General features: G+C 71.0%; 11 protein-coding genes and 1 pseudogene. 8 read left to right on the top strand and 4 right to left on the bottom strand.

What is annotated here, in order from left to right:
- Positions 1-42: 42 nt before the first annotated feature.
- On the top strand, positions 43-939 hold the full coding sequence (locus tag AQJ91_RS21330; RefSeq protein ID WP_067024025.1) for a LysR family transcriptional regulator: 897 nt from the start codon (positions 43-45) through the stop codon (positions 937-939).
- A 103-nt stretch (positions 940-1,042) separates the two neighbouring features.
- Here AQJ91_RS21330 and AQJ91_RS21325 read toward each other — a convergent pair whose 3' ends face one another.
- A complete protein-coding gene (locus AQJ91_RS21325) occupies positions 1,043-1,906 on the bottom strand; it encodes a phosphotransferase enzyme family protein (RefSeq protein WP_067024022.1) in 864 nt (287 codons plus the stop codon).
- A 192-nt stretch (positions 1,907-2,098) separates the two neighbouring features.
- Here AQJ91_RS21325 and AQJ91_RS21320 point away from each other — a divergent pair, with 192 nt between their 5' ends.
- From AQJ91_RS21320 to mgt, 5 genes and pseudogenes are all read left to right on the top strand, one after another.
- Positions 2,099-3,034, top strand: coding sequence for a carbohydrate ABC transporter permease (locus AQJ91_RS21320; RefSeq protein WP_067024019.1), 936 nt, complete (start codon positions 2,099-2,101; stop codon positions 3,032-3,034).
- The gene (locus AQJ91_RS21315; RefSeq protein ID WP_067024016.1) at positions 3,031-3,864 is read left to right on the top strand and encodes a carbohydrate ABC transporter permease; all 834 of its coding nucleotides are present in this window, start codon (positions 3,031-3,033) and stop codon (positions 3,862-3,864) included. The genes AQJ91_RS21320 and AQJ91_RS21315 overlap by 4 nt, the downstream gene beginning before the upstream one ends.
- Entirely contained in the window at positions 3,864-5,144 is a 1,281-nt protein-coding gene (locus tag AQJ91_RS21310; protein WP_067024013.1) for an ABC transporter substrate-binding protein, read from the top strand. Before AQJ91_RS21315 ends, AQJ91_RS21310 begins: the two co-directional genes overlap by 1 nt.
- A gap of 304 nt (positions 5,145-5,448) precedes the next feature.
- Positions 5,449-6,228: a 23S rRNA (adenine(2058)-N(6))-methyltransferase Erm(O) gene (erm(O), locus tag AQJ91_RS21305; protein WP_067024010.1), complete on the top strand. Its 780-nt coding sequence runs from the start codon at positions 5,449-5,451 to the stop codon at positions 6,226-6,228.
- A gap of 22 nt (positions 6,229-6,250) precedes the next feature.
- Positions 6,251-7,502 (top strand): annotated as a pseudogene (gene mgt / locus AQJ91_RS21300) (macrolide-inactivating glycosyltransferase).
- Here mgt and AQJ91_RS21295 read toward each other — a convergent pair.
- Together AQJ91_RS21295 and AQJ91_RS21290 are read right to left on the bottom strand one after the other, a co-directional pair.
- Positions 7,493-8,236 (bottom strand): hypothetical protein, encoded by a 744-nt coding sequence (locus AQJ91_RS21295; RefSeq protein WP_234382706.1) that lies wholly within the window; start codon positions 8,234-8,236, stop codon positions 7,493-7,495. The pseudogene mgt and the gene AQJ91_RS21295 sit on opposite strands and share 10 nt — an antisense overlap.
- 329 nt (positions 8,237-8,565) lie before the next feature.
- Positions 8,566-10,830, bottom strand: coding sequence for an MMPL family transporter (locus AQJ91_RS21290; protein ID WP_067024004.1), 2,265 nt, complete (start codon positions 10,828-10,830; stop codon positions 8,566-8,568).
- Between the two features lie 237 nt (positions 10,831-11,067).
- On the opposite strand from AQJ91_RS21290, the gene AQJ91_RS21285 reads away from it, so the two are divergent.
- Entirely contained in the window at positions 11,068-11,616 is a 549-nt protein-coding gene (locus AQJ91_RS21285) for a DUF1697 domain-containing protein (protein WP_067024001.1), read from the top strand.
- Here AQJ91_RS21285 and AQJ91_RS21280 read toward each other — a convergent pair.
- A complete protein-coding gene (locus tag AQJ91_RS21280) occupies positions 11,588-12,430 on the bottom strand; it encodes an aldo/keto reductase (RefSeq protein WP_067023999.1) in 843 nt (280 codons plus the stop codon). The two genes, AQJ91_RS21285 and AQJ91_RS21280, sit on opposite strands and share 29 nt — an antisense overlap.
- A gap of 38 nt (positions 12,431-12,468) precedes the next feature.
- On the opposite strand from AQJ91_RS21280, the gene AQJ91_RS21275 reads away from it, so the two are divergent.
- Entirely contained in the window at positions 12,469-13,542 is a 1,074-nt protein-coding gene (locus AQJ91_RS21275) for a ketopantoate reductase family protein (protein WP_067023996.1), read from the top strand.
- Positions 13,543-13,572: the final 30 nt, after the last annotated feature.

Genomic DNA, 13,572 nt, shown 5'->3' with positions numbered 1-13,572 from the left:
CCACCTTCTTAAACGATCATTTAGCAGACCTACACTGTCACCATGGACGAACGGCAGCTGCGCATCCTGCGGGAACTCGGCGAACTGGGCAGCGTCACCGCGGTCGCCGAAGCACTGCTGGTCACCCCGTCGGCGATCTCCCAACAGCTACGACTGCTCCAGCGCACGATCCCCGTACCGCTCACCGAACGCCAGGGCCGCCGGCTCGCCCTGACCGACGCCGGGCAGGCGCTGGCGGGCGCGGCGGCGGACGTGGAGACGGCGCTGGCGCGGGCCCGGCACAGCGTCGAGGACTTCCTCGGCCGCCCGGACGGAGAGGTGTCGGTGGCCGCGTTCCACAGCGCCGCCACGGCCTTCTTCCCGCTCCTGCTACGAGGGCTGGCCGGACAGGGCGGCCCGGTCCCGAAACTCGTCGACGAGGACGTCCCGCAGGAGGACTTCCCCCGCCTCACCCGCGAGTACGACCTGGTCCTGGCCCACCGCCTGGACCACGCCCCGCCCTGGCCGGACACGGTGACAGCGACGACGCTCCTGCGCGAGCCGCTGGACGTGGCCATGCCCGTGGACCACCCACTCGCCGCCAAACGCCGGGTCACCCCACGGGACGTGGCCGACGAGCCCTGGATCACCGTGCACGAAGGCTTCCCGGTCCTGGCCACTATCGAGGCGATCGCGGCCGCAGCAGGCCGCCACCTCCAACTGGCCCACCGCATCAATGAGTTCGCGGTAGTTGCCGAGGTGGTGGCAGCGGGCGGCGGCCTGGCCCTCATGCCCCGCTGGACGATGCGCCCACATCCGGCACTCGTCCTCAGACCCCTGAGCGGAGTACAGGCGAGACGCCACATCGACGTAATCCACCGCCCCGAACGCACGGCACGCAAGGCGGTCCGCACAGTCCTGACAGAACTGCACAACGCCGCGAGCACAATCCGGGCCTGACGGGCGCGGGGCTGTATCGGTGTGCGGCTCCGCCGCGTGGGCGCGACCAGCCACATCCAGCCTTCAGCCGCCGAACAACATCAAGCCCCCACCCACCAGGCGCTCAAAACGCATACCACCGCACCGCAGAATCCTCCTCCCGCAACGACGCCACCCGCCGCTCAAACTCCACCAGCGCCTTCGGATTACCAGGCGCATGCTGAGCCACCCACGCACAACTGGCCGTCTCCCGGGCCCCGCGCAGCACACCGCAGCCCTCCCACTCCCGCACATCCCACCCGTACGCCTCGACGAACGACTCGTACGCCTCCGCGGGCATCCCATACCGATCGCGAGACAGGGCCATCACCACCAGATCATGCTCACGCAGATCCGCAGAGAACGTCTCCAGGTCAACCAGCACAGGCCCCTCGGCGCCCACATGCACGTTCCGGGGAAGCGCATCCCCATGAACAGGCCCCGGCGTCAGATACGGCGTCAACGCCCCCGCGGCCACCGCGAACCCATCCCGCCGCTCCCGCACATACGCCGCGTCCTCCGCCGAGATCGCATCCCCCGCAAGCCGCAGCCACCGCTCCACCCCACCCAGCAGTTCACGGCGAGGCAACTCAAAAGGCGCCGCGGGCAACGCGTGCACGACCCGTAGCAGTTCGGCCAAATCCCGCGGCCCGGCGGGCCGTACGGGATCGCCCAGCCGATGCCACACCGTCACCGGATGCCCCTCGACCAGCAGCGCCCTGGGATCGGCGGCCCGCACCGCGGGAACCCCCACCTCGGCCAGCCACACCGCGACGTCCAGCTCACGCCGCGCCCGGTCGAGCAGCTCCGGGTCGCGGCCCACCTTGACGACCAGGTCACCGGCGGCGAACACCGCGTTCTCGCCCAGGGCGAGGAGCCGCGCGTCCCGCGCCGGGCCGGTCAGCACTCCCGCCGCGGCCAGTACGTCCCGCGCCTGTGCCTCGTCCATCCTCCGGCCTCCCTGCCGTCGTGGAAGTCCTCGCAGTCCTCGCGTGCCTTCGGGACCGGCGTCGAGTTCTCGCCATCCGCCGGTCAGTGTCGCATTCGCACAGGTCGGACCGTGTGCGCGGTGCCTTGACGGCGCGGGGCGCGGTCACGACCATGACGGGGCCCACCCGAGCCGCGCAAAGGGGCTGATTCCGTGACATCGGCGACCGAGGTGAGGAGACCCGCCCCGCGTGTGCCGCGCGCGGGCCGGCAGCGGCGGGTCGTCGACCGCGGGGCCTGGTTCCTGGTGCTGCCCGCGCTGATCCCGATCCTCGTCCTGAGCGTCGGGCCGCTGCTCTACGGCATCCTGCTCGCCTTCACCGACGCACAGTCCGGCCGTACCCAGTCCACGCGGTGGATCGGCGGCCTCAACTTCCTGGACCTGCTGCACGACACGCTGTTCTGGGAGTCGTTCCGGATCGGCCTGGTCTGGGCCGTCGGTGTGACTGTCCCGCAGTTCCTGCTCGCCCTCGGCCTTGCCCTCCTCCTCAACCAGGACCTGCGCCTCAGATGGCTGGCCCGGGCCCTCGCGATCGTCCCGTGGGCCATGCCCGAGGTCGTGGTCGGCGTGATGTGGCGGCTCGTCTACAACCCGGACGCGGGCATCCTCAACGAGACCCTGCGCGACCTGGGCCTCGGTGACGGCCGCGACTGGCTCAGTGGCCTGGCCACCGCCCTGCCCGCCGTCATCGTCGTGGGGATCTGGGCGGGCATGCCCACCACGACGGTCGCCCTGCTCGCCGGGCTGCAGAACACCCCGCGCGAACTGCACGAGGCGGCCGCGATGGACGGCGCGGGCGCCTGGCGCCGCTTCCGCACGGTCACCTGGCCCGCCCTGAAGCCGGTCGCCCTGTCGATCACGGCGCTCAACCTCATCTGGAACTTCAACTCGTTCGCCCTGGTCTACGTCCTGACCAGCGGCGGACCCGGTGGCCGTACCCGCCTGCCCATGCTCTTCGCCTACGAAGAGGCCTTCCGCTACGGGCAGTTCGGCTACGCGGCGGCGATGGGATGTGTGATGGTCGCGCTGATCTCGGTGCTCCTCGCCCTCATCCTCGTGGGGCGGCTGCGGGGCGGTGACCGGGCATGAGGACCAGCACTGCGGGCCGCACCGGCCAGTACGCCGCCCTGCTGGCGTATCTCGTGTTCCTCGCCTTCCCGTTCCTCTGGCTGATCTCCACCGCCTTCAAGCCGCCGCGCGAACTGGGCAGCCTGCACCCCACCTGGATCCCGGAGGACCCCACCCTCGCCAACTTCCGCCAGGCCTTCGACGAACAGCCCCTGCTGCGCGCCGCGTCGAACTCCCTGATCGCCGCGCTCGGCGCCGCCCTGATCGCCGTACTCGTCGCGACCCCGATGGCCTACGTCATGGCCCGCCACCGCAGCCGCCTCGCGAAGGGCGCGACCGGCTGGGTGGTGGTCAGCCAGGCGTTCCCGCTGGTCCTGGTGATCATCCCGCTGTTCCTGGTGCTGAAGAACCTGCGGCTGATCAACTCCGTGCCGGGGCTGGTGATGGTGTACGTCGTGTGGGCGCTGCCGTTCGCGCTGTGGATGCTCGTCGGCTATGTCCGGGCGGTTCCGGCCGAGTTGGAGGAGGCGGCCGCCGTCGACGGGGCCGGCAAGGGGCGGACGCTGGTGTCGGTCACCGCGCCGCTGCTCGCGCCGGGGATCGTGGCGACGGGGCTGTTCGCGTTCGTCACCGCGTGGAACGAGTTCTTCTTCGCGCTGGTGCTGCTGAAGACCCCGGAGAAGCAGACCCTGCCGGTCGTCCTCACCCACTTCATCGGCGCGGAGGGCGTCGCCGACCTGGGCCCGCTGGCAGCGGCGGCGTTCCTCGCGACCCTGCCCTCCCTCGTCGTCTTCGCGGTCATCCAGCGGCGGATCACGGGCGGCATGCTCGCCGGGGCGGTGAAGAGCTGATGCGCACACGATGGATCGTCCCCCTCGTTCTCATGGTCCTGCTGGCGGGCTGCACCGGCGGCGGCACCTCCTCGTCGGACGGCCGGATCACCCTCCGCTTCCAGTCCCTGGCCTGGCAGGAGGAGTCCGTCGAGGCCAACAAGGAGCTGGTGAAGGAGTGGAACGCCACTCACCCCGATGTCAAGGTCGAGTACGTCCAGGGCAGTTGGGACAGCGTCCACGACCAGCTCCTCACCTCCTTCGAGGGCGGCGAGGCCCCCGACATCATCCACGACGCCTCCGACGACCTCGCGGACTTCGCCTACGGCGGCTACCTCGCCGATCTGACCGACCTGCTGTCCGAGCGGCTCAGGTCGGACATCCCGCAGCGCAGTTGGGAGACGGCGACCTTCGGCGACGGGATCTACGGCGTGCCGTTCCTCCAGGAGCCTCGGGTGTTCGTCGCCAACGCCGAGTGGCTGAAGGAGTCCGGCGTACGGATCCCGACCCCCGAACGGCCCTGGAGCTGGGCGGAGTTCAGGAGCGTCACCCGGCAACTGAGCGGCGACGGCAAGTACGGCGTCGCCTGGCCGCTGAAGGAACCCGTCTCCGCCACCCTCAACCTCTCCCTGTCGGCAGGCGGACAGCTCTTCCACCGGGGCACCGACGGCAAGGTGGCCGTCCGCTTCGAGGCGGCCGACGGGACGGTCCCGGGCACGATCCACGACCAGGCGAACACCGACCGCAGTGCCTCGCCGACCACCCTCGGCAGCGGCGGCTCCGACACCCTGCCCGGCTTCTTCGGGGGCAGGTACGCGATGGTCCCGCTCGGCTTCTCGTACCGCCAGCAGATCGTCCAGCAGGCCCCGGAGGGCTTCGACTGGCAGGTGCTGCCCGCCCCGGCCGGCGTCGACGGGCTCACCCAGGGCGTCAGCCCGCAGACGCTGTCCGTCGCCGAGGACAGCCCGCACCAGCAGGAGGCGGCCGAGTTCATCGACTTCCTGCTGCGGCCCGAGAACATGGTGCGGCTGGCGCTGGGGGACTGGATGCTGCCGACGGGCATCGAGGCGCTGAAGGACCCCGCGCTGCACACCACGAAGAACGACTGGGCGACGGGCACGGCGCTGGCCGAGCACCTGAGGTCGGCGCCCGCGCAGTCCGTCCGCGGCTACCCGGAGTGGAAGGACAAGGTCGCCACGCCCGCCTTCCAGGAGTACTACAGCGGCGCCATCGGCCTCGGTGAACTGCGTGAACGCCTGGAGGAGGACGGCAATCTGGTGCTCGCCCGCTACCAGCGCTGACGTAATTCGGTTGTCCGCGTCACCCGGCCCCGCCTAGCGTGCCGTACGTGGGAGCCTTCAACGCGATCAACATCTCCGGTCTCGGCCGGGGCTGCACGTACTCCATCCGGATGCGTCGCGGCCCTGGTGCCCTGACCGGCCCGGGGTGTCACCTCCGCTGACGGCGGAGCCCCCTTCTCGACGTACGCCATGAGGCGCGCACGCATCCGACGCGTGCGCGCCGGCCAGGCGCGTCCTTCTTCAGTCTCCGGTCGGGGCCTTCGGCTGCCCGTATGCCCGTCACGGACGACAAGGACCGCAGGCCATGGCCCGCCCCACCCGTACCTCCCGCGCGCTCTCGCAGAACTTCCTCGCCGACCGCGCCACCGCCGAACGACTCGCCCACCTCGCCGTCCCGCACGGACGGCCGGCCCCTCTGCTGCTCGAAGTGGGCGCCGGAAAAGGGGCGTTGACCGAGTGGCTCGCCCCGCGCTGTGCCGAGCTGCGCGCCTACGAGATCGACAGCCGGCTCGTGCCCGGACTGCGCGGACGTTTCTCCGACGCGCCCCATGTCAGTGTCGTCGCCGGCGATTTCCTCGCCGCCCGGCCACCGCGCACGCCGTTCTCCGTCGCCGGGAACGTGCCCTTCTCGCGTACCGCCGCCATCGTCGACTGGTGTCTGCGCGCCCCCGCCCTCACCGACGCCACCCTGCTCACCCAGCTCGAGTACGCCCGCAAACGCACCGGGGACTACGGCAGTTGGACCCTGCTGACCGTGCGCAGCTGGCCGCGTCACGACTGGCGGCTGGTCGGCCGGGTGGGCCGGACGCGCTTCCGTCCCGTACCGCGCGTCGACGCCGGCGTCATGCGCATCGAACGCCGCCCCACCCCGCTCCTCGACCCCGCCGGCCTCGCGGGCTGGCGGCACCTCGTCGAGCTGGGCTTCTCCGGGGTCGGCGGGTCGCTGCACGCCTCGCTGCGCCGGGCCCACCCCGGGCGCCGGGTGGACGCGGCGTTCCGGGCGGCGCGCCTCGATCCGGGGGTGCTCGTCGGGCAGGTGCCGCCGGAGCGATGGCTGCGGCTGTACGAGGTGCTGGCGCCGTGACGGGCAGGCAAGGCGCCGGCGGATCCGAAATGGGTTGCACGAGACGTCTCGTCTCGCCTACTGTCGACGGCATGACCAGTCCCGCTCACATCGCCATGTTCTCCATCGCCGCCCACGGCCACGTGAACCCCAGCATCGAGGTGATCCGCGAGCTGGTCGCCCGCGGCCACCGGGTCACGTACGCCATCCCGTCGCTGTTCGCCGAGAAGATCGCCGAGACCGGCGCCGAACCGAAGCTGTGGAACTCGACCCTGCCCCGGCCCGACGACGACCCGGCGGCGTGGGGCACCGAGCTGCTGGACCACGTCGAACTGTTCCTCGGCGACGCCATCCAGGCGCTGCCGCAGCTGGCCGAGGCGTACGAAGGGGACGAGCCGGACCTCGTCCTGCACGACATCACGGCGTACCCCGCGCGCGTCCTCGCCCACCGCTGGGGCGTGCCCGCGATATCGCTCTCGCCGAACCTCGTCGCCTGGGAGGGCTACGAGGAGGAGGTCGCCGAGCCCATGTGGGCGGAGCCGAAGAGGACCGAGCGCGGGCAGGCCTACTACGCCCGCTTCCAGGCCTGGCTGGAGGAGAACGGGATCACCCGGCACCCCGACCCGTTCGTCGGCCGGCCCCACCGCTCCCTCGTCCTGATCCCGCGGGCGCTCCAGCCGAACGCCGACCGGGTCGACGAGAGCGTGTACACCTTCGTCGGCGCCTGCCAGGGCGACCGCACGGCGGAGGGCGACTGGCAGCGGCCCGTCGGCGTCGAGAAGGTGGTGCTCGTCTCGCTGGGGTCGGCCTTCACCAACCTGCCCGACTTCTACCGGGAGTGCGTCAAGGCCTTCGGTGACCTGCCGGGCTGGCACCTGGTGCTCCAGATCGGCAAGCGCGTGGACCCGGCCGAGCTGGGGGACGTACCCGCGAACGTCGAAGTACGGTCCTGGGTCCCGCAGTTGGCGGTGCTCAAACAGGCCGACCTGTTCGTCACCCACGCCGGCGCGGGCGGCAGCCAGGAGGGCCTGGCCACCGCCACCCCGATGATCGCCGTACCGCAGGCCGTGGACCAGTTCGGCAACGCGGACATGCTCCAGGGCCTGGGCGTCGCCCGGCACGTCCCGACGGAGGAGGCCACCGCCGAGACCCTGCGGGAAGCCGCCCTCGCACTCGTCGACGACCCCGAGGTCGCCCGGCGGCTCGAGGAGATCCAGGCCGGGATGGCGACGGAGGGCGGGACCAAGCGGGCGGCCGACCTGATCGAGACCGAACTGGACTCCCGTCAGAGGTAGTTCGGGGTCTCCAGACGGGCCTTGTAGGTGATCGCCCCCGCCCGCGCACGCGCGACCCCGCTCACATTGAAGTGGACGTACTTGGTGCCGAAGGCGTTGCCGCCCTGCACGGCACCCGTCCACATCTGCTCGCCGGACGAGTGGTGCACGTACGACTTCACCAGCCGGCGGGTGTGCAGCGGGGCGCTCTTGCGCATCGTCGCCTTGTCGACGGCGTAGACACCGTAGGTGTCGGTGACGAGCAGGCGCCCCGGGCGTTGGAAGTCGGGCTGCAGGTCGTGGGCCCGGGTGAAGGCGTCCACGCGGCGGTCGGTGTCCTCGACCAGCTTGGCCGAGCCGGCCGTCGTCACGATGCGGTACGCCGTGAGTCGCTTCCCACCCGTCACCCACATCCGCTCCAGCTGCGGGTCCCACAGCAGGCCGTGCGCCTGGTGGAAGGGGACCGGGCTGCCCGCCTTCACCAGCGAGCCGCTGTGGCTGGTGGTCGGCCGGAACACGTGCAGGCTGCCGCCGGTGGCCGAGCCGCCGCCGCTGCCGTGGCTGCGCCCGGCGACCACCAGGATCCCGGTGCCGCGGGCCCGTTCGACGGCGTGCGGGTAGTTCGGGACGTTCGCCTGCCACAGCTTCTTCTTGTCGCGGCGCCGGTAGATGCTCGCCGTGCCGCTGGTCGGCGTGCCCGTCACGGCGAGCAGGATCTGTCCGTCGCCGTTCGTGTCACGGAAGCGGTGCTCCATGGGGTGGCCCGAGCCGGCCGGATTCAGCGACCACTTGAAGTTGGCGTCGGTGAACGGCTTGTTGCGGTCGAAGAGGAAGATCCGGCCCGAATTGACGTCCCCGACAAGGACGTGAACTGCGCCGGCGCCGCGCTCGCCGGGCCCGCGCCCACCAGTCCGACGGCCGGCCCGGCCACCGCCCCCGCGAGAACGCCCTTCAACAGACCGCGCCTGTCCATGTGTTGTCCTTCCCCCGCGATCGACAACGTGCCCGGGTCGGTCAACTAGATGAAAACGAAGGGCCCGTCGGTTCCCCTGTGACCGACGGGCCCCTCAACGGAGGGACGGAATCAGACGGTCACCCGCTCGCCCTCGTCGTCCCGCGCCTCGTGCGTCACCGCCTCCGGCGTCTCGTCGTGCGTGAGGTCGGGCAGCCGGTTCAGCCACTTCGGCAGATACCAGTTCCGCTCGCCCAGCAGCGCCATCACCGCCGGGAGCAGCACGCCCCGGATGATCGTCGCGTCGATGAGCACCGCTGCCGCGAGGCCCACGCCCATCTGCTTCATCGACTGCATGGACAGCGTGCCGAAGATCGCGAACACGGCGACCATGATGACCGCGGCACTGGTGACGACCCCGGCCGTGGTGACCACGCCGTGCTGGATCGCGTCCTTCGTCGTACGGCCCCGCAGCCGCGCCTCACGGATCCGCGAGACCACGAACACGTGGTAGTCCATCGACAGGCCGAACAGGATCACGAAGAGGAACAGCGGCAGCCAGGCGATGATGGCGCCGACACCCTCCGCGCCCACCAGGGACGCGCCCCAGCCGTGCTGGAAGACACCGACGAGGATGCCGTACGCCGCGCCCACCGACAGCAGGTTCAGCACGATCGAGGTGACCGCGATCGTCAGCGAGCGGAACGACAGCAGCATCAGCAGGAAGGCGAAGACCACGACGAACACGAAGACCGGGATGACGGCTCCGCCCAGCTGGTCGTTGAAGTCCTTCGAACCGGCCACCTGTCCGGTGATCGGCGCCTCGAGCCCGTCGACCTTGCCGAGCGTGGCCGGCCGCACGTCGTCGCGCAGCTTGTCCAGGCTCGCGCCCGCCTTGTCGAGATCGGAACCGCCGACCAGCGGGACGTACACGAAGGCGAGGTTCTGCGCGTCGTGCAGCTTGATCTCCACCGGACCGCGCGAGGCGCCCGAACTGACTGCCCGCTCACGGAAGTCGGCGAGCGCGGACTTCACCTCGGGAGCGTTGATGTCCTTCGCCTTGACGACCACCTCAGCAGGGTCGGAGCCGCCCGGGAAGGCATCGTTGAGCCGGTTGTACGTCTGCACGATGGGCAGCGAGTCGCCGAACTCCTGGTCCAGGGTGAGCTGCTGGGTCTTCATGCCGACCGCCGGAGCCGTGATGGCGAGCAGCGCACCGGCCGCCACGACCACCGAGATCACGGGCCGCGCGAGCACACCCTTCAGCACCGCCGTCCAGAACCGGCTCTCCCGGTTGGCGCGCCCACGGTTGCGGCGGAAGCGGCTGGCCGGGTGCAGGAAGGGGATCTTGCCCTTCTCGACCCGCTCACCCAGCAGGGACAGCAGCGCGGGCAGCACCGTCACCGACCCGACCATGGCGACCGCCACCACCATCAGCGAGGCCAGACCCATCGCCTCGAACTCGGCGAGCCCCGTGAACAGCATGCCCGCCATCGCCACACACACCGTCACACCCGAGACGATGATCGCCCGGCCACTGGTCGCGGCGGCGACCCGCAGCGCCGTCTGGGCGTCCCGTCCGGCCTCGCGCTCCTCACGCTCACGGCGCAGATAGAACAGGCAGTAGTCGACGCCCACGGCCAGACCGACCAGCAGCATCACGGAGTTGGCGGTCTCGCTCATCGGCATCACATGGCTGACGACGCCCATCAGGCCCATCGTCGCCATGATCGCGGTGACCGCCAGCAGCACCGGGAGCAGCGCCGCCACCAGCGCGCCGAAGGCGATGAGCAGAATGCCGAGGGCCACCGGCACCGCGGAGTACTCGGCCTTCTGGAAGTCGTCCCCGAACGCGTCGTCGAACGTCTTCATCATGCTGGCGCCGCCGATCTCCTCGATCCGCAGCGACTCGTGGTCGTCCTGTACCCCCTCGACGGCCTTCAGCACGGGCTCCACGCGCTCGCCCGCGGTGTCCGACTCGCCGCGCATGTCGAACTGCACCAGTGCGCTGCGGCCGTCCTTCGAGATGGTCTGCGTGTCGTACGGCGACGTCACGTCCGTGACCTTGCCGGTCCCCTCGACCGCGTCGACGACCGCGGTGACGGCGGCCTTGAACGCGGCGTCCGTGGCCTTGAGCCCGTCGTCCTTCGCCTGGATCAGGACGGTCTCACTGGCGGGTTCCTCGATCCCGGCGTCCTCGATGATCCGGGCGGCGGTGCGCGTCTCGCCCTTCAGCTGATCGCTGTCGTTGACGTCGACCCGGCCCGCCGCCGAACCGAGTCCCATCGCCAGGACGACGAACAGCACCCAGATGCCGACGGCCGCCCAGCGGTGCCGGGCGCTCCAGCCGCCGGCCCGGGCGGCGATGCCCCGTACCCGCGAATCTCCGTTCCCCATGACGGGCAAGCCCCCTCGTAAACGGTGGCGGCCCCCTGCCTCCACCTTTCGTTTCGAAGGTATGAGCCGGATAAAGACATCTCGTCGTGCTGTCCGGTGAAGTACCGCGGCCGGAACTCATCCCACCGGACCCCGGGCTCTCCCCTCTGGGGAGGACTGTGGTCCCTTACATCTATCCGGACCTTCTCAGGGACGGTGATCAGGGGGCACGGGGTGGTGCCGCCTTAGGGTGGCGGGATGACGACGACGTATGCGGCGCTGCTGCGCGGAATCAACGTGGGCGGCAGCAGAAAAGTCCCGATGGCAGACCTGCGCACCCTGATGACCGGCCTCGGCTACGACGGCGTACGCACCTACCTGCAGAGCGGCCAGGCCGTGTTCTCGTCCGACCACGGCGACGAGGAGTCCCTGGCCGCCGAGCTCGCGCAGGCGATCCGGAAGCACTTCGGCTTCGACGTCGACGTGATCGTGCGCGACCACGCCTACCTCAGGGCGATCGCCGACAACTGCCCCTTCCCGGCGGCCGACCTGGAGCCCAAGCAGCTCCATGTCACCTACTTCTCCGCACCGGTCGAGGAGGAGCGCTTCGCGGAGATCGACCGGGCCGCCTACCTGCCGGAGGAGTTCCGGCTCGGCGACCGCGCGCTGTACCTGTACGCCCCGAACGGCCTCGGCCGCTCCAAGCTCGCCGAAATCCTGTCGAGACCCCGGATCAACAAGGGTTTGATCGCCACCAGCCGAAACTGGAACACCGTGCTCAAACTCGCGGAGATGACAGAAGGCTGACCTCCGCATCGGAGAGCCGTACGGCGGCGGCGTCCAGGTTCTCGTCCAGGTGGGCGAGCGTGCCCGTGCCGGGCGGCGGGCACAGCACGGGGGAGCGGTGCAGCAGCCACGCCAGGGCGATCTGCCCCGGCGTCGCCCCGTGTGCGGCGGCGATCTCCGCGCACACCGGGTCAGCCGTCAACGACCCGTTGCCCAGCGGGAACCACGGCAGGAACGCGATGCCGCGCGCCTCGCACAGCTCCAGCAGCGGCTCGGAGGAGCGGTCCAGGAGGTTGTACCGGTTCTGGACCGACACCACGGACGTCAACTCCAGGGCGGCTTGCAGCTGTTCGGCGGTGACCGTGTCGAGACCGACGTGCCGGATCTTGCCCTCGGCCCGCAACTCGTCCAGCGCGCCCAGCTGTTCGGCCATCGGGACACCGGGGTCGAGCCGGTGCAGCTGGTACAGGTCGATGGTGCCCAGGCGCAACCGCCGCAGGCTCGCCTCGCACATCTCCCGCAGACGCTCCGGCCGGCCGTCCGCATACCAGGCACTGTCACTGGTGCGGACGACACCACCCTTCGTGGCGATCAACAGCCCCCGCGGGTAGGGGTGCAGGGCCTCGGCCACCAGCTCCTCGGCGATCGACGGGCCGTAGTTGTCCGCGGTGTCGATCAGCGTGACCCCGCGCTCCACGGCCCGCCGCAGCACCGCCACCGCGTCCCGGGCGTCGCCGCGCGGGCCCCAGTAGCCGGGGCCGGCGAGCTGGGCGGTGCCGTAGCCGAGGCGCCGGACCGGCAGCTCGCCGCCGAGCAGGAAGGATTCCCGGATCATTTGATGAAGGTTACACACGGCTGTGCGAGGCTCGTCCCATGCGCTACGTCATCATCGGGGCAGGAGCGGTCGGCGGCGTCATCGGCGGACGGCTCGCGGGTTCGGGGCACGAGGTCGTGCTCGTCGCGCGCGGTGGGCACTTCGAGGCCCTACGGGATCGCGGGCTGCGGATCAGGGTGCCGGAGGGCGAGCGCACCTGCCGCCCGCCGGTCGTCGACGGGCCGGACGCCCTCGGGGAGCTCCGCGCCGACGACGTCCTCGTCCTCGCCGTCAAGACCCAGGACAGCGCGGCCGCCCTCCAGACCTGGGGTCCGGTGCCGGTCGCAGGCGGCGGGACGGCCGCCGAGCGGCTGCCGCTGGTCTGCGCCCAGAACGGCGTCGAGAGCCAGCGCCTCGCACTGCGGCTGTTCCGGCGGGTGTACGGCGTCTGCGTCTGGCTGCCGTCGACGTATGTCGAACCCGGCGTCGTCTCCGCCGCCGGCGCCCCGCTCACCGGCATCCTGCACCTCGGCCGGTATCCGCACGGCATGGACGAGACCGCCCGGCTGATCGCCGCCGACCTGGAGAAGTCGACGTTCGAGGCACCGGTCGTCGAGGACGTCGCGCGCTGGCAGTACGCCAAGCTGCTCGGCAACCTCGGCAACGCGCTCGAGGCCGTCACCGGACCGGTGGCGAGCGACGAGGCGGCGACACTGCTCGACCTGGTGCGGGCCGAGGGCGCGGCCGTGCTCGACGCGGCCGGGATCGCGTACGTGAGCCCCGAGGAGCAGAAGGCGGTACGCGGCGACAAGGTCACCCTCGTACCGCTCGACGGCGCCCCGCGCGGCGGCGGCTCCTCCTGGCAGTCGCTCACCCGTGGCACCGGCACCATCGAGGCCGACTACCTCAACGGCGAGATCGTGCTCCTCGGGCGCCTGCACGGCGTACCCACCCCGCTGAACGAACTGCTCCAGCACCTCGCCAACGCCTTCGCGCGCGAGCGGCGGGCGCCGGGGGACATGCCGGTGCCGGAAGTGGTGCGGCTGGCCGACGAGGCGGTCGCGGGAACGCCCGCTCGCCCTCGTCCTGTCCCGCCCGGCCCCCGAACCCGCCACACCCTGGACACCGACTGACCCGCGCCGGCTCACCCACCGCCCACGCCC

This window comes from Streptomyces dysideae (assembly GCF_001514305.1).
GTDB lineage: Bacteria > Actinomycetota > Actinomycetes > Streptomycetales > Streptomycetaceae > Streptomyces > Streptomyces dysideae.
The sequence above is the reverse complement of the archived record's forward strand: the minus strand, read 5'-3'. Positions and strand labels throughout refer to the sequence as shown.

Bases quoted from the DNA above. Each gene is read 5' to 3' on its own strand.
- AQJ91_RS21315 (WP_067024016.1), top strand. From the start codon at position 3,031: ATGAGGACCAGCACTGCGGGCCGCACCGGCCAGTACGCCGCCCTGCTG.
- AQJ91_RS21280 (WP_067023999.1), bottom strand. From the start codon at position 12,430: ATGATCCGGGAATCCTTCCTGCTCGGCGGCGAGCTGCCGGTCCGGCGC.
- AQJ91_RS21275 (WP_067023996.1), top strand. From the start codon at position 12,469: ATGCGCTACGTCATCATCGGGGCAGGAGCGGTCGGCGGCGTCATCGGC.
- AQJ91_RS21290 (WP_067024004.1), bottom strand. From the start codon at position 10,830: ATGGGGAACGGAGATTCGCGGGTACGGGGCATCGCCGCCCGGGCCGGC.
- AQJ91_RS21285 (WP_067024001.1), top strand. From the start codon at position 11,068: ATGACGACGACGTATGCGGCGCTGCTGCGCGGAATCAACGTGGGCGGC.
- AQJ91_RS21330 (WP_067024025.1), top strand. From the start codon at position 43: ATGGACGAACGGCAGCTGCGCATCCTGCGGGAACTCGGCGAACTGGGC.
- AQJ91_RS21325 (WP_067024022.1), bottom strand. From the start codon at position 1,906: ATGGACGAGGCACAGGCGCGGGACGTACTGGCCGCGGCGGGAGTGCTG.
- AQJ91_RS21310 (WP_067024013.1), top strand. From the start codon at position 3,864: ATGCGCACACGATGGATCGTCCCCCTCGTTCTCATGGTCCTGCTGGCG.
- AQJ91_RS21295 (WP_234382706.1), bottom strand. From the start codon at position 8,236: ATGGAGCACCGCTTCCGTGACACGAACGGCGACGGACAGATCCTGCTC.